General features: G+C 64.2%; 15 protein-coding genes, 1 tRNA gene, 3 rRNA genes and 1 pseudogene. 3 read left to right on the forward strand and 17 right to left on the reverse strand.

Annotation, left to right across the window (positions count from 1 at the left end; genetic code table 11):
* Positions 1-39 precede the first annotated feature (39 nt).
* From GON09_RS15585 to GON09_RS15625, 9 genes are all read right to left on the reverse strand, one after another.
* Positions 40-1302, reverse strand: coding sequence for an MlaD family protein (locus GON09_RS15585; protein ID WP_213932580.1), 1263 nt, complete (start codon positions 1300-1302; stop codon positions 40-42).
* Positions 1299-2420, reverse strand: a complete 1122-nt coding sequence (locus GON09_RS15590; RefSeq protein WP_213932581.1) for an MlaD family protein — start codon at positions 2418-2420, stop codon at positions 1299-1301. The genes GON09_RS15585 and GON09_RS15590 overlap by 4 nt, the downstream gene beginning before the upstream one ends.
* Positions 2417-3532, reverse strand: coding sequence for an MCE family protein (locus GON09_RS15595; protein WP_244865525.1), 1116 nt, complete (start codon positions 3530-3532; stop codon positions 2417-2419). The genes GON09_RS15590 and GON09_RS15595 overlap by 4 nt, the downstream gene beginning before the upstream one ends.
* Positions 3529-4551 carry an MCE family protein gene (locus tag GON09_RS15600; RefSeq protein WP_307854389.1) on the reverse strand — a complete coding sequence of 341 codons (1023 nt, stop codon included), beginning with the start codon at positions 4549-4551 and terminating at the stop codon, positions 3529-3531. Before GON09_RS15600 ends, GON09_RS15595 begins: the two co-directional genes overlap by 4 nt.
* Entirely contained in the window at positions 4548-5588 is a 1041-nt protein-coding gene (locus tag GON09_RS15605; protein ID WP_213932583.1) for an MCE family protein, read from the reverse strand. Before GON09_RS15605 ends, GON09_RS15600 begins: the two co-directional genes overlap by 4 nt.
* Complete coding sequence (locus GON09_RS15610; RefSeq protein WP_213932584.1) at positions 5585-6919, reverse strand: MlaD family protein; 1335 nt, start codon at positions 6917-6919, stop codon at positions 5585-5587. Before GON09_RS15610 ends, GON09_RS15605 begins: the two co-directional genes overlap by 4 nt.
* A 2-nt stretch (positions 6920-6921) precedes the next feature.
* On the reverse strand, positions 6922-7776 hold the full coding sequence (locus GON09_RS15615) for an ABC transporter permease (protein ID WP_213932585.1): 855 nt from the start codon (positions 7774-7776) through the stop codon (positions 6922-6924).
* 1 nt (position 7777) lies between these two features.
* Positions 7778-8611 carry an MlaE family ABC transporter permease gene (locus tag GON09_RS15620; protein ID WP_213932586.1) on the reverse strand — a complete coding sequence of 278 codons (834 nt, stop codon included), beginning with the start codon at positions 8609-8611 and terminating at the stop codon, positions 7778-7780.
* A 390-nt stretch (positions 8612-9001) separates the two neighbouring features.
* Positions 9002-9631 carry a TetR/AcrR family transcriptional regulator gene (locus GON09_RS15625; protein ID WP_213932587.1) on the reverse strand — a complete coding sequence of 210 codons (630 nt, stop codon included), beginning with the start codon at positions 9629-9631 and terminating at the stop codon, positions 9002-9004.
* A 226-nt stretch (positions 9632-9857) separates the two neighbouring features.
* On the opposite strand from GON09_RS15625, the gene GON09_RS15630 reads away from it, so the two are divergent.
* Both GON09_RS15630 and GON09_RS15635 read left to right on the forward strand, forming a co-directional pair.
* Positions 9858-11153, forward strand: coding sequence for a cytochrome P450 (locus GON09_RS15630; RefSeq protein WP_213932588.1), 1296 nt, complete (start codon positions 9858-9860; stop codon positions 11151-11153).
* Positions 11143-11913, forward strand: coding sequence for an SDR family NAD(P)-dependent oxidoreductase (locus GON09_RS15635; RefSeq protein ID WP_213932589.1), 771 nt, complete (start codon positions 11143-11145; stop codon positions 11911-11913). Before GON09_RS15630 ends, GON09_RS15635 begins: the two co-directional genes overlap by 11 nt.
* A gap of 103 nt (positions 11914-12016) precedes the next feature.
* Here GON09_RS15635 and GON09_RS15640 read toward each other — a convergent pair.
* From GON09_RS15640 to GON09_RS15670, 7 genes and pseudogenes are all read right to left on the reverse strand, one after another.
* Positions 12017-12585 (reverse strand): annotated as a pseudogene (locus tag GON09_RS15640) (putative immunity protein).
* Positions 12586-12689: 104 nt separating this feature from the next.
* A 5S ribosomal RNA gene (rrf, locus tag GON09_RS15645) occupies positions 12690-12806 on the reverse strand.
* 108 nt (positions 12807-12914) lie between these two features.
* Positions 12915-16050, reverse strand: a 23S ribosomal RNA gene (locus GON09_RS15650).
* 305 nt (positions 16051-16355) lie between these two features.
* Positions 16356-17877 (reverse strand): 16S ribosomal RNA (locus tag GON09_RS15655).
* Together the 16S, 23S and 5S rRNA genes form the textbook arrangement of a ribosomal RNA operon.
* A gap of 493 nt (positions 17878-18370) precedes the next feature.
* Positions 18371-18568, reverse strand: coding sequence for a hypothetical protein (locus tag GON09_RS15660; RefSeq protein ID WP_026003667.1), 198 nt, complete (start codon positions 18566-18568; stop codon positions 18371-18373).
* A gap of 258 nt (positions 18569-18826) precedes the next feature.
* A tRNA-Thr gene (locus GON09_RS15665) sits at positions 18827-18902 on the reverse strand.
* 62 nt (positions 18903-18964) lie between these two features.
* A complete protein-coding gene (locus GON09_RS15670) occupies positions 18965-20152 on the reverse strand; it encodes a DNA polymerase III subunit delta' (protein ID WP_213932590.1) in 1188 nt (395 codons plus the stop codon).
* A gap of 91 nt (positions 20153-20243) precedes the next feature.
* On the opposite strand from GON09_RS15670, the gene GON09_RS15675 reads away from it, so the two are divergent.
* Positions 20244-20636: a VOC family protein gene (locus tag GON09_RS15675; protein ID WP_213932591.1), complete on the forward strand. Its 393-nt coding sequence runs from the start codon at positions 20244-20246 to the stop codon at positions 20634-20636.
* On the opposite strand, the gene GON09_RS15680 is transcribed toward GON09_RS15675, so the two are convergent.
* On the reverse strand, positions 20573-21307 hold the full coding sequence (locus GON09_RS15680) for a helix-turn-helix domain-containing protein (protein ID WP_213932592.1): 735 nt from the start codon (positions 21305-21307) through the stop codon (positions 20573-20575). The genes GON09_RS15675 and GON09_RS15680 overlap by 64 nt on opposite strands.
* Between the last annotated feature and the right edge of the window lie 30 nt (positions 21308-21337).

Here is a 21337-nt window from a genome sequence, read left to right on the forward strand (position 1 = left end):
GGTTCTCCTCGGTTCTGCACGAAGTCGTTGTGGCGCAGGTCAGTTCGGCACCTTCGGGCCGCCGTAGTCGAGCGGGATGCTGTACGGCCCCACCGGCGCCGGGTCGGACGTACGAAGCGGATCGGCGCCGGGCGGAATGTTTGCGGCTCCCTCCTCGCCGGGAGGGCGCGGGGCATTGCGGGCACCACGGACGAGCGTCGACGGGTCGGGGTCGGTGCAGTAGGTGTACAGATACGGCTCCGGATGATCCGCGATCGTCGGTGCCCGTCGCGGCAGGTCGTAGTCGCACGAGTTCCGGGGATAGATGTTCACGAGGGCCCATACCCCGCCGTCACGGAAGGCGGTCATGAGCGCTTCGAGCGTCGACCCGTCACGATCGCTCGGGAAGAAGAATTCGTTCAGCGCGGGTACTCGCACGTGCGCCATCTGCGCCACGGTCGTCAGGTTGCCCAACAGTTGCACCATCGTCGGGGAGTTCTCCGCGAGGAGAGTGTCGACGGAGTGCATCGTCGCGGGTGTCCTGTCGACGAAACTGCGGAAACCCTCGTCCATCGACTCGATTCCGCCGAGCAAGGTCGACATCTCCCCCGACATGGCCTGCAGTCCCGGTGCGCCGTCCGCGAGTGTGCGGAGCACGATCCTGCCGGAACGCAACAGCGAGACCGTCTGCGGCAACACCTCGTCGAGTGTGGAGATGAGGAAGGTGCCGCCCTCGACGATGTCGGTGAGTTTGCGGGGACCCTCCGGTCCGACGCCGAGTTCCTCCACGATCACCTGCAGTGAGTCGGGATCGATCTGGGCGAGCATCCCGTCGAGGTCGTGCATGAGGGTCGACAGGGGCACCGGTGTCGAGGTGTCCTCGGCCGAGATCTCGGCACCGTCCTGAAGATAGGGCCCGTCGTCGCGGTCGGGACGCAGGTCGAGGTATTGCTCTCCCGCGAGCGACAATCCCGCGACGCGGATCTCTCCGCCCGCCGGTATCGATGCCCTCGAGTCGATCTCGGCGACCGCGACCACACCGTCCTCGGTGAGGCCGACGGACGAGACCGTACCGACGGGGACACCGCGCAGCGTGACGTCCCGGCCGGGCAGCAGTCCACCCGACTCGTCCAAATGCACTCGGACCCGGTAGGTCCCGGCCGTCGGATCCGCGTCGAACACCCCGAACACCAGGTAGGTGATCCCCACGACGAAAGTGGTGGCGAGAGCGACCACCGACAGTCCCAGCCGACGCGCGTAGCCGTACCGCACCCCCGCGACGATGCCGCCGGCGACGACCTCGACGGAGCCGCGCCGGCTCACGGGCCTTCTCCGTCCAGTCGCTTCTGCAGTCGCATCAGCGTGTACGTCAGTGTTCCCACGAACGCCTGCCAGTCGGTCTCGTCGGGCAGTCGACTTCCCGGATCCCCCGAATGGCCCGGTGCGGGAACGGCACCGATCACCAGTTGCTCGAGGTCGGCATCGACGTTCGCCGACGTGCTGTTCGTGACCCGCATGATGGGTGCGAGCAGCCGGTTGACCGAGGGCAGACTGGCTTCCGGATGGGTCGCCGCGGCGTTCAGCTGTTCGGCGATCCGGTCCAGGTCTGCGAGGGTGCTGCGGGTGTCGGTTCCCTGTACCGATGGGAACCGTTCCATCTGCCGCCCGATCCTGTCGACCTGCCCGACGAGGTCGAGGAGCTGTGCGGTGTCGGCGGCCACGACGTCGAGCGCCGGACCCGCGGCCAGCATCACCTCGTCGATCGTCGAACGTCGTTCTGCGAGTGTCTCGATCAGCCGGTCGGTCCGAGTCAACGACTCCTCGATCTCGGCGGTACGTGCGGTGATGAGACCGGCCAGCCTGGTCGATTCGTCGACGAGCACCCCGAGCCGGTCGCCGCGATCCCCCACCGCTTCCCCCAGCCCACCGATGATCTTCGTGAAATTTCGCAGCGCTCCCCCGTTGACGAGAATGGATGCGGTGGAAAGCACTTCCTCGATGGTCGCCGCCGCCGCCGTCGACGACAGCGGGATCGTGTCCCCCGGTGCAAGAACCGCTCCACCCATCGTATCGGCCGGCGGCTGCAGCGAGACGAACACGTCGCCCAGTGGTGTGGCCGATCTCAGTTCGGCGGCGGTTCCCACCGGAACGGACACATCGTCGGCGATGCGCATGGTCACGATCGCGGAGTACTCCTCCACCCGCATGGACGCGACCTCTCCGACATCCGCACCCGCGAGCTTCACCTTGGCCTTCGTCGGCAGGTTGAGAGCGTTCTCGAACGTCGCATGGAGCAGATAGGATTCGCCGCCCACGCCCGGTTCGGGGAGGGGAAGACTCTCGAGGCCCACGGAACAGGCCGTGGTGCCGAGCAGCGACGCCACGATCATCGCGACCGCGGTCCGTGCCCGTCGTGTCCGGGTGGTGTGCGCGCGTGTCATCGTGGCAACCCCGCAATCCCTTCGAGCATCGAGGCGATACCGAAGCCGGGACCGAAGTCCTTCAGGTTTCCGGACGTGCACCCGAGATCGCGCATCTCCAGCGCCGCACACACCTGGGAGACGAGATGTCCGTCGAAGAAGACCTTCTCGAGTTGGGCGTGGACACGGGCTGCACCGTGCTCCTGGTCGATCGCGTTGTAGGCGTTGCCCAGGAGAAGCGGTGACAGGTCGAGGAATTCGGCGATCTCGTTGCGGTAGTCGACGAGTGCGCGGGTGACGGAATCGGCGTTCGTCACGGTCGAGTGCACCTCGTCGCGATGGGATTCGAGCAGTTGTTCGGCGTGCCCGAGGATGTCGTTGAGCTTCGTTCCGGTGTCGCCGGTGCCGACCCGGGCCTCGGCGAGAACCGCGCTGAGTCGTCTCGTGGCTTCACCGAACTCGCGGATCTCGGCGTCGTTGGCAGCAGCGATGTCCGTCAGGACGGAGAGGTTGTCGACGATGGTGGTGATCTCGTTGCCCGTCACCGCGCCCTTCTCCGCACTCATCCGCAGTGCGTCGGACAGCCGACCGAGAGCGTCCCTGATGCCGACACCGTTGCCTGCCGTCATCCCCGCTCCGACGTCGAGCAGTCGCGCCACAGGTCCGTCGCCCGCGCCGTCGCCCTCGAGTTCGAGGGCCAGGGTGTCGGCCATCGAGAGCAGGCGGTCGAACTCGATCGGGGTCCGGGTCCGGTCCAGGTCGATCACCGCTCCGTCCGCGAGGGTCGGTCCGTCCCGGTAGGCGGGTGTCAGTTCGACGTGCCGGTCGGTGAGCACGGAGGTCGACACGGCCACCGCCCGGACATCGGCCGGCACGTCGACATCGGCGTCGATCTCCATCGTCACGGCGACATGGGTGCCGCGCGGTTCGATCGTCACCACTCGCCCCACCGGTATACCGAGCACCGAGACCTCGTTGCCCTCGTACAGACCGGCGGCGTTGTCGAACCGTGCGGTCACGGTGACGGGCCGATCGGCCGCCAGGACCCTGTCGAGAACGAGCGCAGCCGCCAGCGCGACGACCGCGACGACCGCGACCAGCACGGCTCCCCTTACCGTCCGCTCGAGCTTCATCGGCACTCCCCGAGATAATCGCGCAGGCTCGGTTCGTCGGTGTGCCCCACGAGGGCGCACATCCACGAGTCGATCATCGGTCCGGCCGGCGCCGTGAAGTCGACCTCGTTGCCCGTTCCCGATGCGTTGGTGAAGTTCCGGATCGGCACGGGCAAGATCTGGAGGATGTTGCGGAGCAACGCGTCGTTGTTCGCGAGGGTCTGCAGGAACTCGTCGAGATCCGCGATCATCGCATCGATATGGGTCCGGTCCTCCACCACGACGGAATGCAGGGAATCGACGAGCCGGGTGGTCGAGTCGAGCAGGCGCTGAACCAGATTGCGGCGGTTCTCGAGTTCGGCGAGCATGCTGTGGCCGTCGCGGACGAGGACACCGAGACTGTCCTGCTGGGCGCGCACGATGGTCGTGATCGACGCGGTTGCCTCCAGGATCGAACCGATCTGCCGGCGGCGGTCGGCCAGGGTGCCGGAGAGGCTCTCGATGTTCTGCAGAACCTGCGGGAGAAGTTCGGGTACACCGTCGAGTTCGTCCGCCAGAAGCGTCATCGTCTCCCCGAGCCGCTCGGCGTCCACCTGTTCGAAGGTGGTCGTCGCGTCGGCGAGCAGTTCCTGCAGGTCGTAGGGTACGACGGTGTTCTCCATCGGGATCCGGTTCTCGGCCAGCGGTTCCGGTCCTGCGGGTTGCAGTTCGAGATAGCGGGATCCGAGCAGGGTGGTGAGCTTGATCGACGCCACGGTGCCGGATCCGAGTTCGACGTCGCGGTCGATGTCCATCGCCACCACGACATGGTCCCCGGCGAGTCGTGCGCCTTCGACGGTTCCCACCTGGACACCCGCGATCGTCACGGCGTCGCCCGCGCTGATCCGTGCCGCCTGCGCGAATTCGGCTTCGTACCGCACGGAGGAGAATCCGATGCGCGAGACGACGACGGTGGCGACCAGCGCGACTGCGATCACCACGACCGCCACGGTCCCGATGATCAGAGGATTCCGTTCCTCGAGGGTCGGCTTCCGCTTCACGGCGTGCACACCGGGGAGTGCGTGATCCGCCCTTCGGGCGTGACCTGGGAGACCACGGAGGGGATGATCGATCCGACTTCGGGGATCAGGGTGACGTTGAAATTGCACAGGTAGGTGTTCAGGTAACTGCCCTCCTGACTGACGCGTGCGAGACCCTTGAGCAGCCCCGGCAGGTTCGCCCCGAAATATCCGAAGCTGTCCTTGTTGTCGAGGAAGTGCCGGGTGAATCCCGGCTGCCGAACGATCATCTCGTGCAGGTCGGGTTGCACCTCCCGGCTCATCGCCGCGATCCGGTCGACGGTCGCCGACAGGGAGTCGAGCGACCCGATCGTCTCCTCCTGCCGCGCCGACAGCTCGGAGAAGATCGCACGCGCACTGGTCAGGACGGCGTCCACGTCCTCGCTCTGCGTCGCGAGATCTCCGATGACCGCATCGAGGTTGACGATGATGTCACCGAGGATCCGGTCAGGTTCGGCGAGCGACTCTGCGAGGCGGGAGGTTTCGGCGACGAGGGCGGTCACGGCACCACCGTCGCCCTGCAACGCGGCGATGATCGCGCTCGTGATGCGGTCGACCTGTTCGGGGTCGAGCACGCTGAACAGGGGCTCGAATCCGTTGAGCAGAACGGAGATGTCGAACGACGGGTCGGTGCGTTCGAGGGGGATCTCCCAGTGCTGCGGAACCGGTTCACCGGATCCTCCCTCACCACGCGAGAGTCCCAGATATCGCTGGCCGATGATGTTCTGGTAGGTGATCGCGGCTTCGGTGTCGTCATGGATCGTCTGCCCGGACTCGATGCGGAACGCCACTCTCGCGACCGTCCCGTCGAGTTCGATCGTGTCGATGCGCCCCACCCGCACGCCGGCCATCCGGACGTCGTCGCCCACCCGCAGACCCGAGACGTCGCTGAAGACGGCGCTGTAGGCGGCGGTGTCGCCGTGGATGTTGCGTTGGAGCGTGACGACCACCGGCCACGTCACCGCGACGGACATCAGCAGAAACAGGACGAGGCCGATCAGCGGCTTGCGGTAGCTCATCTCGGGCCGCCCTCGTCGTCCGGAAGAACCGAGATCAACGCCCCGCGTGCCACCGGACCGAGCAGCACCTCGGCGGCGGCCGACGGATCACCACCGAGGAGTGCCCCGAGCAGCTTCTTCTCCTCGTCGCTACCGATCGAGCCGACATTGCCGCCGGACGGGACGCTGCTGAGCACCCGCGTTCCGGTGTTCGACGTTCCGGCGTCCGGGGCTCCGGTGTTCAGGGACGAGACCGGCGGCGCCCCGGTCTCGGGTGCCGACGCGCAGCTCGGGCCCGCCAGCTCACCGTAGCGGGGGCAGTCGGCACGCGTGTACATCCGGTGCGGCGTGAACTGGAAGATGAACTTGCCCATCCCGCGAGGCGCACCGTGCGGCCAGAAGCTCTCGAACCACTTGTCGGAGATACGACGCATCCGCGTGGTGATGCGCGGGAATTCGTCGGCTCCGTCCGCCATGACACCCAGCACCGGGGTGAGGGCGGTCGTCACCCCGATGACCTGTTCGGTGCGGTTCTCGAAACCGGCCGCCACGCTGTCCAGCGTGGTGGCGCTCGACGCCAGGAACGTCCCGAACTCGGCCCGTTTCTCCGCCAGGGTCCGCATGGGTACCACCGCGTGGTTCACGGCATCGAGCAGATCCGGTGCGGATTCCTGCAGTCCGCGCACGGCATCGGACAGCGCGACCAGCGTCGACGGACCTCCGTCGGGGGTGAGGACGGCTCCGAGCTCACGGACCATCCTGTCGAGTTTCTCTCCGGCCGAGACGATGTCGGCACCGCGGCGATCGGTCGCCTCGGCCACGGTGGCGAGGATGCCGAGGGTGTGCCGGGTGTCGACGCGGGCGGTCGCCGCGGTGATGTCCCGAAGTTTCGTCAGCGCGGTCTGCAGCTGGACGGTCGCGAGGCTCGTGTCCTGCGGAATCGTCACACCGGCAGCCAGAGCGGGCGCCGGTCCGTTGTCGACGAGTTGCACGGACGACACCGCGAACACGTTGCTCGGTACGACCCGCGCCGTCACACTTCTCGGGATCGACCGGGCATGCTCCGGTTTCAACGACATCTTCACGATGAGCGAGGACGTCTCGTCCGGGCGGACCACCTCGCCGACCTCACCCACCAGTACACCTCGGAACTTCACGTCCGAGCGTGCGGGAAGTCCGTCACCGATATCCGAGAGCAACGCGTCCACCTCGACCGTGCGGGTGAATCTGCCGTCGGCCTTCGCCACAACAGCTCCTATTCCGAGGACACCGAGGAGCAACGCCACCGCACCCGCGACGAACAGCCGGGTGGGGGTCGCCCGTCCGACGTCGCTCTCGAGCAGGACGGACATGCCTACCCTCCGAGCCTTGCGCCCGAACCGATGCCCCAGAGTGCGACGGTCATGAGGAGGTTGACGACGATCATCGCCGAGATACTCGCCCGCATGGCGCGGCCGGCCGCCGTTCCCACACCCTGAGGGCCGCCGGCGGCGTAGAAGCCGTAGTAGCACTGGATGGTGGTGGTGATGACGACGAACACGACGGTCTTGAGCAGCGAATAGGCGATGTCGGTGCCGTTGAGCACGAGGGAGAAGTAATGGCTGTAGGTACCGGCCGACACTCCCCCGGTCAACCCGATCACCGATTGCACGGCAACGTAGTTCACGGTGAGGCAGACGAGATAGAGGGGCACCACCGCGACCACCGAGGCGAGCAGGCGGGTCGTCACGAGATACGGGATCGACCGGATCGCCAGCGACTCCATGGCGTCGATCTCCTCCGAGATGCGCATCGCACCGAGCTGAGCGGTGAACCGGCATCCGGCCTGCGCGGCGAACGCGAGCGACGCCATGATGGGAGCGAGTTCGCGGGTCGTGGCGGTCGAGGACACCATTCCCGTCGCGGGTTCCAGGCCGAGCAGGTGCAGCGCGTTGTACCCCTCGATGGCGACGATCGCGCCCGCCGAGGCACCCAGGACGATAATGACCCCGGCCGTGCCTCCGCCGACGACGAGCGAGCCGTTGCCCCAGGTGACGTCGGAGAGGATGCGCAGGAACTCCTTCCGGTAGTGCCGCAGGGTCGTCGGTATCGCGGCTACGGCGCGCAGGAAGAAGACCACGATGTGCCCGAGGCGCTGGATCGAACGGGCCTGTGCTGTGGCGAGGACGACGAGGGGCCGGGTGCCGGGCGGGAAGTACCGGGACGCCATGTCAGAATCCCGTCTTCGGGAACAGCAGCACGTACAGCTGCGTGAAGGCGACGTTGACGATCATGAGCAGCAGGATGGACGCGACGACGGTCGCGTTGACCGAATCGGCGACGCCCGCCGGTCCACCGCGTGTCGACAGGCCCTTGTGGCAGGCGACGATCGCGACGATCGCACCGAAGACCGCCGCCTTGATCATGGTCAGGACGAAGTCGCCGATCGTCGCGAACGACGCGAAGGTCGTCACGAAACTACCTGGGGTTCCGTTCATTACGAAGGTGTTGAAGATGTAGCCGGACAGGAATCCGACGAAGCAGACCAGACCGGTGAGGGCGAGACCGACCACTACGGCGGCGACCAGGCGCGGCACCACGAGGCGCCGGACCACCGACAGGCCCATCACCTCCATGGCGTCGATCTCGTCGCGGATCTTGCGGGAACCGAGGTCGGCGCATACGGCAGAACCGGCCGCCGACGCCATCAGCAGGGCCGCGACCATCGGCGCACCCTGCTTGATCACCGCGAGGCCGCTGGCCGCGCCGGCCAGGGATGTGGCGCCGACCTGGCCTGCGAGCAGACCGAACTGGATCGACAAGGTCACCCCGATCGGTATCGCGACGAACATCGTGGGCAGCGCGGACGCCGAGGCCATGAACGCCGCCTGACGGACGAACTCCGCGAACGGGAACCGCAGGGTGATGATGTCGAGGATCAGGTACCGGAGGGCACGGATGCCCAGAACACACTGACCGCCGACGGTTTCGAGCGCGGCGACCGGATGACGCCGGAGGTATCCGCGCGCCCATTCGCCGATCTCCTTCGTGGCCGTCGTGCGCATCGCGGTCTACCGCACCGATCCGGCATCGAGCGCACAACACCGTCTCGACGACCCCCATACCGTAGGTGCCACGACTGCTCCCCTCCAGGAGTAGATGAGCGTGGACGACACCGACCATCGAACGGTCGCAAGCATCGCCGAAACAGATTGTGTTCGCAGAGTTTTCGAGAATTTTCCGATATCCGGCCGTCGATCGCACATCGTCGGCCGGAGTGCACCGGCGGGCTCGGCCGGCGTCGTGTCACACCTCGCGGTACGGCGCCTCGGCGACCCGCGGGCGATCGGGTGCCGAAGCCGGGCTGTCTACCCGGTCCAAAAGTAGAATACTATTCTCGTAGTTGCAATACACGATTTCGTACGACATCGCGCTCGGCCCTCCGCCGGGGCGGATCACCGCAGGTCATCGCGCCTTAGAGCGCCTTCGACACCGCCGGGAGCAGCGCCACCCTCGAGCATCGACAGACACCATTCGACGAGTTCGTAGGTCTCGGCGTGCCCCTCCGTGAGGCCGAGGGACTCCTCCATCACGATCACTCGCGAGATGCTCGTCATCAGCACCGACAGCACCACCGGCGGAACCCGGGAGAGTTCGTATCCGGACCGTGCGAGAGCGGCACGCGCTGCGTCCCGCTGTCCGATACGAAAGAGCTCGGAGTAGCGCGCGATCTCGGAACGGAGGGCGTCACGATGACGGGCCAAGGCGATGAACTCCATCGTCACGGCCACCGCCGCCGGATCGGTGCTGAACTCCCAGAGGGCCCGAAGGGGACTGGGGGACTTCACCACCTCGGCCTGGATCGCCAGACCCTCTTCCGCGCGCCGGCGGAACATCTCGAGGAAGAGATCGTCCATGGTTCGAAAGTAGTAGTGGACCAGTTGCGGCTTGAGACCGGCACGTTCGGCCACACGCCTCGAAGTGACGGCGGCATAGCCTTTTTCGAGCATCAACTGCTCGGCCGCATCGAGCAGAACCGTCCGATTCTTCGCATCCGGCGCACCGATCCGCCTCGACGACGTCATCCCTTACCTCCGTTGCCGTCGGAGCTCGCTTCACGGCCGGTGCGGCGCACCGATCCGCGCTCATGGTAACCACACGATCGAATGTGCTCTTGACCACATTCGGACCCCGTGCTATCCATGTATCCAGCACTGCTAGGCAGGCGCTCAGCATCGGGCGAGGCTGGCGTTCCCATCGGTACCACCGCAGTTGCGCACCTCGTGTGTGCACGACGTCAGGAGCCCCCGAGTGAACGACTTCGACTCGAAGGATTTCTTCACGGATCCGTCCTTCATTCCCGATCCACATCCCTACTTCGATCACCTGCGCTCGGAATGCCCGGTGCGCTTCACCGGCCCCCGCGACGTGGTCGCAGTGACGGGATTCGAGGAATGTCTTGCTGTACTGAGAGATACATCGACCTACTCGAACATCAACGCGGCGACGGGTCCGTTCCCCGGCATGCCCTTCGAACCCGAAGGGGACGACATCAGCGAACAAATCGAACGCCACCGGCCCGAGATCCCCCTCAACGAACACCTCGTAACGATGGATCCACCCCAGCACACCCGCGTCCGTCGACTGCTCGGCGGATTGTTCACCCCGCGACGACTCGCCGAGAACGAGGACTTCATGTGGCGCCTCGCGGACCGGCTGATCGACACCTTCCACGAGTCCGGGAAGGTCGAGCTGCTCCACGGGTACGCGCAGCCGTTCGCGCTACTCACCATCGCCGATCTCCTCGGTGTACCGGAGGAGGACCACGCCGCCTTCATCGCCCACCTGTCGACTCAGACACCCGGCGCGATGGCCGAGGACGGCGCCCTCGGCACCAACCCCCTCGAGTTCCTGGATTCGAAGTTCTCGGCGTACATCGAGGACAGGCGCACCACGCCGCGGAAGGACGTGCTGTCGATCCTCGCCGGATCGACGTACGCGGACGGCGGCACTCCCGATGTCGTCGATCTCGTCCGGCTCGCCACCTTCCTGTTCGGTGCCGGGCAGGACACCACCGCACGCCTGATCACAGCGGCCTTCCGGCTCATCGCCGAGAATCCCGATCTGCAGAAGCAACTTCGCGAGGATCGCAGTCTGATACCGCAGTTCGTGGAGGAGGCGCTCCGGCTCGAAGGACCGGTGAAGAGCGATTTCCGCTTGACCAGGAAGAAGACGAGTCTCGCCGGCGTCGAAATACCGGCCGGCACCACCGTCATGGTCTCGCTACCGGCAGGCAACCGGGATCCCCGCAGATTCACCGATCCCCACGAATTCCGGATAGACCGGGAGAACTCCCGCGAACACATCGCGTTCGGACGCGGTGTCCACTCCTGCCCCGGTGGTCCGCTGGCCAGAGTGGAAGCACGCGTCACCGTCGAGCGACTGCTGGATCGGCTCGGCGACATCCGGATCTCGGAAGAGAAGCACGGACCCACCGACGACCGGCACTTCACCTACGAGCCGACCTACATCCTCCGCGGACTCACCGAGATCCATCTCGAGTTCACCCCCGTCACCGTCACGGAAGGAAGCGCCCATGCCCGCTGACAACGCAGGGACGGCAACGAGCCGGGTAGCAATCGTCACGGGGGCCGCGTCCGGCATCGGCCGGGCGATCGCCGGAGAACTCGCCGGACGCAACCACCCCGTGGCTCTGCTCGACCGCAACGGCGACGCAGTCCGAGCCGCAGCAGACGAACTGGCAGGCGACGGAGCTCGGGTGATCGGGCTCGACGCGGACGTCGCGGATCGGGCGAGTGTCGATGCGGCCGTCGAGAAGGCACGTGCCGAACTCGGGCCGATCTCGATCATCGTCACGAGTGCCGGTATCCAGGAGAGCGCACCGTTCGGTGAGATCACCGCGGAGTCGTGGCAGCGGGCCCTCGACGTCAATCTCACCGGCACGTTCAACACGATCCAGGCGGCACTTCCCGATCTCCTGGAGGCGGGGTGGGGTCGCATCGTGACGATCTCGTCGTCGAGTGCACAGTCCGGTGCGCCCGACCGCGCACACTATGTGGCGTCGAAGGGCGGGGTCATCGCGCTGACGAAAGCCCTCGCATTCGAACTGTCCCCGAAAGGCATCACCGCCAACACGATTCCTCCGTCGATCATCGATACCCCGATGGCGCGGGCCGAGGAACAACCCGGCCAGTTGATCGACCTGGACGTGCTGGCCACCATGACTCCGGTACGCCGAACCGGTACTCCCCACGACGTGGCCGCAGCCGCCGCGTTCCTGTGCACGGACGACGCCGGCTTCATCACCGGGCAGGCCATCGGTGTGAACGGTGGGTGGTACCTGTAGGGCGTGATCTTCCGGAGACGGACCGGTGAGATGGGCACCGGATCGCGGGGGATGAGGATCCGGGAGGGGCCCACGTCGGTGGGTCTCTCCCGGACGACGTTTCTCACAGCGGATCCCGCAGCAGCGTATCCAGCGCGCTCATCAATTGCCCGACCCGGCTCTTCGACACCGGCGCGAGCGGGTATCTGGACAGGACGTCGACCACGACGGTAGTCGCGCTTCGCCGGGCGTGTTCGAGCGCGGCTTCTGCTGCTGCCGGGTCGTCACCCGCACGGAGTTCTGCGATGCGAGCAGCACTCGCAGCTGCACGGAGAATGTGCCCGACCTGGGTAGCCTTCCCGATCGGGTGCAGGTAGGCGGCCGCGGCAGCGTCGCCGGCGCACCGTGCAGCCAGGCCGGCCGCTTCGGTGGGTGCGTCCTTCGCAGCCCGATGGGCGTCCAGGGCGGTGACGCGCTGCAGCCTCGTTCGGCGCGCACCGTCGACGAACTCCCAAGCCGCCTCGAGCGCTGCACGTGGACGACGGTCGTCGCGAACGGACTCTTCGAAGACTGGGAGCACGTCCTGTGCGCTCTCCGCCGGTACCGGGCCACCGCCCGCAATTCGTCCATGGTGAGTTCGACATCACCGAACACGCTCGTCGCCGGCTCGATCCGTCCCACACGTCCGAGCATAGGCCGACCGAAGATCCCGATACGAGAAAAGGGGACCCGCGAAAGCGGGCCCCCTCCTCAAAGCCGAAGACCCCCAACAATGTTGGGGGTCTTCGGTAACGGGTGTTCGGCGGTGTCCTACTCTCCCACACCCTGTCGAGTGCAGTACCATCGGCGCAGACAGGCTTAGCTTCCGGGTTCGGAATGGGACCGGGCGTTTCCCTGTCGCTATGGCCGCCGTAACTCTATGAAACAGTAACCACGCACCGAACCGGGTTCACCCCGCGGGGTGTTTCCGGTTCTGATGTGTGTGTTGTTTCAGATACCGCACAGTGGACGCGTAACATCTTCGTGGTAAGTCCTCGGCCTATTAGTACCGGTCACCTCCACCCATTGCTGGGCTTCCAGTTCCGGCCTATCAACCCGGTGGTCTGCCGGGGGCCTTACCCCCTCGAGGGGGTGAGAAACCTCATCTTGGAACAGGCTTCCCGCTTAGATGCTTTCAGCGGTTATCCCTTCCGAACGTAGCCAACCAGCCATGCCCCTGGCGGGACAACTGGCACACCAGAGGTTCGTCCGTCCCGGTCCTCTCGTACTAGGGACAGCCTTCCTCAAGTTTCTAACGCGCGCGGCGGATAGAGACCGAACTGTCTCACGACGTTCTAAACCCAGCTCGCGTGCCGCTTTAATGGGCGAACAGCCCAACCCTTGGGACCTACTCCAGCCCCAGGATGCGACGAGCCGACATCGAGGTGCCAAACCATCCCGTCGATATGGACTCTTGGGGAAGATCAGCCTGTTATCCCCGGGGTACCTTTTATCCGTTGAGCGACACCGCTTCCACATGCCGGTGCCGGATCACTAGTCCCGACTTTCGTCCCTGCTCGACCTGTCAGTCTCACAGTCAAGCTCCCTTGTGCACTTGCACTCGACACCTGATTGCCAACCAGGCTGAGGGAACCTTTGGGCGCCTCCGTTACATTTTGGGAGGCAACCGCCCCAGTTAAACTACCCACCAGGCACTGTCCCTGAACCAGATCATGGTCCGAGGTTAGAGGTCCAATACGATCAGAGTGGTATTTCAACAACGACTCCACCCATACTGGCGTATGAGCTTCACAGTCTCCCACCTATCCTACACAAACCGAACCGAACACCAATACCAAGCTATAGTGAAGGTCCCGGGGTCTTTTCGTCCTGCCGCGCGTAACGAGCATCTTTACTCGTAATGCAATTTCGCCGAGTCTGTGGTCGAGACAGCAGAGAAGTCGTTACGCCATTCGTGCAGGTCGGAACTTACCCGACAAGGAATTTCGCTACCTTAGGATGGTTATAGTTACCACCGCCGTTTACTGGGGCTTAAATTCTCAGCTTCGCCACCGAAATGGCTGACCGGTCCTCTTAACCTTCCAGCACCGGGCAGGCGTCAGTCCGTATACATCGTCTTACGACTTCGCACGGACCTGTGTTTTTAGTAAACAGTCGCTTCTCTCTGGTCTCTGCGACCACCCCCAGCTCACGGAGCAAGTCCGGTCACCGAGCGTGGTCCCCCTTCTCCCGAAGTTACGGGGGCATTTTGCCGAGTTCCTTAACCACAGTTCTCTCGATCGCCTCGGTATTCTCTACCTGACCACCTGTGTCGGTTTGGGGTACGGGCCGTGTACCAACTCACTAGAGGCTTTTCTCGGCAGCATAGGATCACTGAATTCCCCTCAACGGGTACGCATCACCTCTCAGGCTGTGTGAATGGCGGATTTGCCTACCATTCGCCCTACCGGCTTACACCAGGTATTCCATCACCTGGCCCAGCTACCTTCCTGCGTCACCCCATCGCTTGACTACTACAATCGGGGTCCCGTGCAGCCATCCCCCGAGCCCCCGAAGGGACACAGGAGACTTTTGGACGGTTAGCACAACTGATTCGCCATTGGGCGCGGATACACGGGTACGGGAATATCAACCCGTTGTCCATCGACTACGCCTGTCGGCCTCGCCTTAGGTCCCGACTCACCCTGGGCGGATTAACCTGGCCCAGGAACCCTTGGTCATCCGGCGGACGAGTTTCTCACTCGTCTTTCGCTACTCATGCCTGCATTCTCACTCGCATGGCCTCCACACCTGGATCACTCCGGCGCTTCCACGGCCACACGACGCTCCCCTACCCATCCACACCACTGCACAAGTTTCCGCAGAAACAAGTGGGTGTTGTGTGAATGCCGCGGCTTCGGCGGTGTACTTGAGCCCCGCTACATTGTCGGCGCAGAACCACTTGACCAGTGAGCTATTACGCACTCTTTCAAGGGTGGCTGCTTCTAAGCCAACCTCCTGGTTGTCTCAGCGATCCCACATCCTTTTCCACTTAGTACACGCTTAGGGGCCTTAGCCGGCGATCTGGGCTGTTTCCCTCTCGACTACGAAGCTTATCCCCCGCAGTCTCACTGCCGCGCTCTCACTCACCGGCATTCGGAGTTTGGCTGATTTCGGTAAGCTTGTGGGCCCCCTAGACCATCCAGTAGCTCTACCTCCGGTGAGAAACACGCGACGCTGCACCTAAATGCATTTCGGGGAGAACCAGCTATCACGGAGTTTGATTGGCCTTTCACCCCTACCCACAACTCATCCCCTCAGTTTTCAACCTAAGTGGGTTCGGGCCTCCACGACGTCTTACCGTCGCTTCACCCTGGCCATGGGTAGATCACTCCGCTTCGGGTCTAGAACATGCCACTACAGGTCGCCCTATTCGGACTCGCTTTCGCTACGGCTACCCCACACGGGTTAACCTCGCGACATGCCGCTAACTCGCAGGCTCATTCTTCAAAAGGCACGCCATCACCCACCACGAACTGAATCGTGCATCGGCTCTGACGGATTGTAAGCGCACGGTTTCAGGTACTATTTCACTCCCCTCCCGGGGTACTTTTCATCTTTCCCTCACGGTACTTGTCCGCTATCGGTCACCAGGGAGTATTCAGGCTTATCGGGTGGTCCCGACAGATTCACACCGGATTTCACGGGCCCGGTGCTACTCGGGTATTCGTATCGACAGTCGCCGTGTTTTCGTCTACGGGATTCTCACCCTCTACGACGGGCCGTTCCAGACCACTTCGACTAACACGACGATTTCTCACTGTCGGCCGGCATGGCAGCGCCGACACAACGAACCCCACAACCCCGAATACACAACCCCTGCCAGGTATCACATGTACTCGGTTTAGCCTCATCCGCTTTCGCTCGCCACTACTCACGGAATCACATGTTGTTTTCTCTTCCTGTGGGTACTGAGATGTTTCACTTCCCCACGTTCCCTCCACACACCCTATATATTCAGATGCGGGTAACACGACATCACTCGTGCTGGGTTTCCCCATTCGGAAATCCTCGGATCACAGCTCGGTTGACAGCTCCCCGAGGCATATCGCAGCCTCCCACGTCCTTCATCGGCTCCTGGTGCCAAGACATCCACCGTACGCTCATAAACACTTACAACAAAGATGCTCGCGTCCACTGTGCAGTTCTCAAACAACACACAACAACCCCTACCAACGCCGGCCCTCGGGCCAACCGCCTTCGTAAGTCATCGTCGCTGAAAAAACACATCGCGTGTTCCCTCAGGACCCAACAGTGCACCGATATAACTTTCCTCCCACCGGCACTCGGGCCGGCAGTAGTGAAGAAAATGCTTGTCAGCGTTCCACCCATGAGCTTCTGCCGTTCCACCTGTGGGAACGAAACAGTCTCTGCCCGTGAGGAATTCACCTGTGTGAACCCTCACCGGGAGAAGTGCTCCTTAGAAAGGAGGTGATCCAGCCGCACCTTCCGGTACGGCTACCTTGTTACGACTTCGTCCCAATCGCCGATCCCACCTTCGACGGCTCCCTCCCACGAGGGGTTAGGCCACCGGCTTCGGGTGTTACCGACTTTCATGACGTGACGGGCGGTGTGTACAAGGCCCGGGAACGTATTCACCGCAGCGTTGCTGATCTGCGATTACTAGCGACTCCGACTTCACGGGGTCGAGTTGCAGACCCCGATCCGAACTGAGACCGGCTTTAAGGGATTCGCTCCACCTCACGGTATCGCAGCCCTCTGTACCGACCATTGTAGCATGTGTGAAGCCCTGGACATAAGGGGCATGATGACTTGACGTCGTCCCCACCTTCCTCCGAGTTGACCCCGGCAGTCTCCTGCGAGTCCCCACCATCACGTGCTGGCAACACAGGACAAGGGTTGCGCTCGTTGCGGGACTTAACCCAACATCTCACGACACGAGCTGACGACAGCCATGCACCACCTGTCTACCGGCCACAAGGGAAACCACATCTCTGCGGTCGTCCGGTACATGTCAAACCCAGGTAAGGTTCTTCGCGTTGCATCGAATTAATCCACATGCTCCGCCGCTTGTGCGGGCCCCCGTCAATTCCTTTGAGTTTTAGCCTTGCGGCCGTACTCCCCAGGCGGGGCGCTTAATGCGTTGGCTACGGCACGGATCCCGTGGAAGGAAACCCACACCTAGCGCCCACCGTTTACGGCGTGGACTACCAGGGTATCTAATCCTGTTCGCTACCCACGCTTTCGCTCCTCAGCGTCAGTTACTGCCCAGAGACCCGCCTTCGCCACCGGTGTTCCTCCTGATATCTGCGCATTTCACCGCTACACCAGGAATTCCAGTCTCCCCTGCAGTACTCGAGTCTGCCCGTATCGCCTGCAAGCCCGCAGTTGAGCTGCGGGTTTTCACAGACGACGCGACAAACCGCCTACGAGCTCTTTACGCCCAGTAATTCCGGACAACGCTCGCACCCTACGTATTACCGCGGCTGCTGGCACGTAGTTGGCCGGTGCTTCTTCTGCAGGTACCGTCACTTGCGCTTCGTCCCTGCTGAAAGAGGTTTACAACCCGAAGGCCGTCATCCCTCACGCGGCGTCGCTGCATCAGGCTTGCGCCCATTGTGCAATATTCCCCACTGCTGCCTCCCGTAGGAGTCTGGGCCGTGTCTCAGTCCCAGTGTGGCCGGTCGCCCTCTCAGGCCGGCTACCCGTCGTCGCCTTGGTAGGCCATTACCCCACCAACAAGCTGATAGGCCGCGGGCTCATCCTGCACCGAAAAACTTTCCACCCCTCACCATGCAGCAAGAGGTCATATCCGGTATTAGACCCAGTTTCCCAGGCTTATCCCGAAGTGCAGGGCAGATCACCCACGTGTTACTCACCCGTTCGCCACTAATCCACCCAGCAAGCTGGGCTTCATCGTTCGACTTGCATGTGTTAAGCACGCCGCCAGCGTTCGTCCTGAGCCAGGATCAAACTCTCCGTTGAAGACTCACAATCACCCCCGAAAGGGCAATCAGTCAAAGACCAAAGAGTCAAATCACTAGCAAAAAAACTCAAACTAGCTGTAAAACACTGACCCTCCCAGACGGAAGAATGAGACGATCAGCAAATACCCACCCCATCGAAACGATGGAGCGGAGTACCAAATAATATTGGCACTGACATTCATCGGCACACTGTTGAGTTCTCAAAGAACACGCACACACCATCGATCCCGAACCTTCCGGTTCGTTCACTCCGGGGTGACTGTTCATCCGAAGGCCTTCCGGCTCTCGGGCACGGTTCCAAACCTTACCAGAAGGTTTCGAACCAGTGAAATCTGCAGGCGCCTTCGTCCAACCTCGTTGTCCCGTTCCTTTCGGCCCGGGTCGGTGTCCGTGTCGCTCTGACCTGGAATAAGTTACGCGAACATCTCCGAGAAAACCAAATCGCCTGGTCAACGCATGTTTCTCGGCTCGCAAGCGGTATCAGACGGTGCTCAGGGCACCCAGTACTTGGCGGCAAGATGCTGGACGATCGGGTCGTCCTCCTCAGCCTGCTCGAGCATCGCGAGATCGCTACGGATATCCATGAGGCGGGGGTCGTCCCCCTCGGCGTCGCCGATCGGCCGGCCTCCGTCCTCGGCGCGCTGCCGCAGGATCTTCTCCCGAACCCGGTCTTTCAACGACTCAGCCATGAGAGAAGCATGCGGCGCGGTCACCGCCTTGTCGAGGATTTCGCAACCGTGTCAACGGTCGCAGTCGCTCCGTGCCAAAGGTCGCGGTGTCATCGGTCGCGGTTACGGAAGACCCGGATCGCCATGGGCAGCACCACAGCGAGAGCACCGATGATCAGGACCAAGGAGAACAGTTCCATCAACATGCCTCCATCATCCGCGCACGACGCGCAGGACGCAGAAACGTCGAAGGCCCCTCACCGTGGTGAGGGGCCTTCGTGGAGCTGCCTGTCGGAATCGAACCGACGACCTTTTCATTACGAGTGAAATGCTCTACCGACTGAGCTAAGGCAGCGAGCCTTTCGGCGTCCGAAGTCTAGCGGACTACCCCCACCCCGATGCAAACCGGCACTTCGGTTACCGGAATGCTCCACTCAGCCTGGCCGCGAGCGCCGCGAGCGCGAACCGGGGTTTGACGTTCTGAGCGAGCGCTTCCCGGCAGTCGAGGATGGCCTCGATGCACTCGAGCAGCGCTTCCGGCCGGGTTCTCGACGCGAGGTCGGCCGCGCGATCCGCCATGTCCGGGTGGTTGAGCGTGACCCGTGATCCGAAGGCATGCACCAGCGCGTCCCGGTACAGGCCGGCGAGATCGATGAGTGCCCGATCCATGATGTCGCGTTCGGTGCGCGTCTTCCGCGACTTCTGGGTGCGTTCGAGTTCCTTGAGCACCCCGGCCGAACCGCGAAGCGCACCCGCGGCCCCCTTGCCGGTACCGCCGGCACCGAGCGCTGTCTTCAGCTCTTCCGTCTCACGCTCGTCGCGCTCGGCGCTGATCTCCTTCGCCTCGGTCTCGGCACTGCGGCCGAGCTCGTCGGCCGCGGCGTAGGTGGTGGCAGGCCGGAGGACCGCACCCGCGACAGCGAGGGCACGTGCCCGGTTGTCGCGGGCACCCTCGTCGACGGCGAGTCGCCGAGCTCGCCCCACGTGCCCCGCGCTGACGGATGCGGCCCACTGCGCCGTCTTCGGATCGATATCGTCGGTGGCTTCGAGAACACGTGCGATGGCGTCGACGCTGGGCGTCACCAACCCGACGTGGCGGCAGCGGGAACGCAGGGTCACTGAGATGTCCTCGGGATCGACCGACGGCGCGCACAGCAGGAAGACCGTTCGCTGCGGTGGCTCCTCGACCACCTTCAGCAATGCGTTCGCGGCCCCCTCGGTGAGACGGTCGGCATCCTCGATCACCACGACCTGCCATCGCCCCGTGCTGGGGCGCCGCGACGCGACCTGCACGATGTCGCGCATCGACTTGACGCTGATCGTCAGTCCCTCGGGCACGACCCGCCGCACGTCACCGTGCGTGCCGGCCATCGTGGTGGTGCATGCGTGGCATCGCCCGCAACCGGGAGTCTCCTCGTCGATGCACTGCAGCGCGGCAGCGAAGCACAGCGCCGCGACGGAGCGACCGGATCCGGGAGGTCCGGTGAACAGCCACGAGTGGGTCATCGCCGACCCGGTGTCGCCACGACGGGCTGCGACCGCGGCAGCGACGAGTTCGGTCTCGACATCACGTTGACCGACGAGACGATCGAAGACCCCGGGCATGCGCTCAGCCTAACGATCGGCTCCGACCGATCCGGATCACGTGTCCGGAACATTCAAGACGGGCGTGGTTCCGGAGCCCTACCGTCGGGCCATGACCATTCACTTCTCCGCGGTGGGACTCGTCGTCACCGACCTCGATCGGTCCTTCGCGTGTTATCGCGTGCTCGGCCTCGACCTGCCCGTCGAAGCACCCGAGGTGCCGCACTTCGAGGTCACGCTCCCCGGTGGACTGCGCCTGATGTGGGACACGGTCGAGTCCGTCCGCAGCTTCGACCCGAAGTTCGAACCTTCGTCCGGAAGCGGGGCTGCTCTGGCCTTCGACTGCGGCTCCGCGAGCGCGGTCGACGAGACGCACGTGGCATTGATCGACGCCGGGTGCACCTCGACGAAGGCCCCGTGGGACGCGTTCTGGGGACAGCGCTACGCGAGCGTGCTCGACCCCGACGGCCACACCCTCGACCTGTTCGCCGCACTTCCGGGGTGACGCCGGACCAGTTCCCCGAGGGTGCCGCCCGAGAGCGCACGCACCTCCCGGGCGAGATGCGCCTGGTCGCTGTACCCACACTCCGCCGCGACACGGGCGAAGTCGTCGCCGGCTCGAGCGCGGGCGACTGCCCGACGGAACCGCAGCACCCGCGACAACATCTTCGGTCCGTACCCGTAGGCCCGGGCCGAGCGCCGGCGCAGCGTTCTGTCGCTCCAGCCGAGGCTCGCCGCGAGTTCCGTGACGGCCGTGCCGGAGGCCAGTGCCCGCGCGAGGTCGACCATCGGATCGTGTTCGTCGACCGCCTCGCGGACGGCGCCGACCAGTGCGCCGACAGGATCGTCCTCGGCGCGACCCGCGAGGAGTCGGACACGGCGGGACGGCCACAGGTCGTCGAGCGGAACCCGCCGATCGGTCAGCTCGCTCGCGTCGACGCCGAAGAACCGCGGACCCACGCCCGGTTCGAAGCGGACCGCCGTCAACGGCTGCCTTGCCGCCAGGTCGGAGAACTGCGACGTCGTGTCGGGGCCGGCGACGAGGAAGCCGTCCGCGTGCCGGATGAGGTCCGTGCATCCGTCCGGCAGCACGTGGGTATCGCCCACGCGGGCACCGGACGGCTCGGACCGCCACAGCGTGACGCCGGGCAGGCCCGACGGCCGTTCGCGATACACACCGTGAGGTTAACGGCGCGATCCGACGAG

Source organism: Rhodococcus sp. B50, from assembly GCF_013602415.1.
Taxonomy (GTDB): domain Bacteria; phylum Actinomycetota; class Actinomycetes; order Mycobacteriales; family Mycobacteriaceae; genus Rhodococcus.

Bases quoted from the DNA above. Each gene is read 5' to 3' on its own strand.
- GON09_RS15590 (WP_213932581.1), bottom strand. From the start codon at position 2,420: ATGACACGCGCGCACACCACCCGGACACGACGGGCACGGACCGCGGTC.
- GON09_RS15595 (WP_244865525.1), bottom strand. From the start codon at position 3,532: ATGAAGCTCGAGCGGACGGTAAGGGGAGCCGTGCTGGTCGCGGTCGTC.
- GON09_RS15605 (WP_213932583.1), bottom strand. From the start codon at position 5,588: ATGAGCTACCGCAAGCCGCTGATCGGCCTCGTCCTGTTTCTGCTGATG.
- GON09_RS15610 (WP_213932584.1), bottom strand. From the start codon at position 6,919: ATGTCCGTCCTGCTCGAGAGCGACGTCGGACGGGCGACCCCCACCCGG.
- GON09_RS15615 (WP_213932585.1), bottom strand. From the start codon at position 7,776: ATGGCGTCCCGGTACTTCCCGCCCGGCACCCGGCCCCTCGTCGTCCTC.
- GON09_RS15620 (WP_213932586.1), bottom strand. From the start codon at position 8,611: ATGCGCACGACGGCCACGAAGGAGATCGGCGAATGGGCGCGCGGATAC.
- GON09_RS15625 (WP_213932587.1), bottom strand. From the start codon at position 9,631: ATGACGTCGTCGAGGCGGATCGGTGCGCCGGATGCGAAGAATCGGACG.
- GON09_RS15635 (WP_213932589.1), top strand. From the start codon at position 11,143: ATGCCCGCTGACAACGCAGGGACGGCAACGAGCCGGGTAGCAATCGTC.
- GON09_RS15660 (WP_026003667.1), bottom strand. From the start codon at position 18,568: ATGGCTGAGTCGTTGAAAGACCGGGTTCGGGAGAAGATCCTGCGGCAG.
- GON09_RS15670 (WP_213932590.1), bottom strand. From the start codon at position 20,152: ATGCCCGGGGTCTTCGATCGTCTCGTCGGTCAACGTGATGTCGAGACC.
- GON09_RS15675 (WP_213932591.1), top strand. From the start codon at position 20,244: ATGACCATTCACTTCTCCGCGGTGGGACTCGTCGTCACCGACCTCGAT.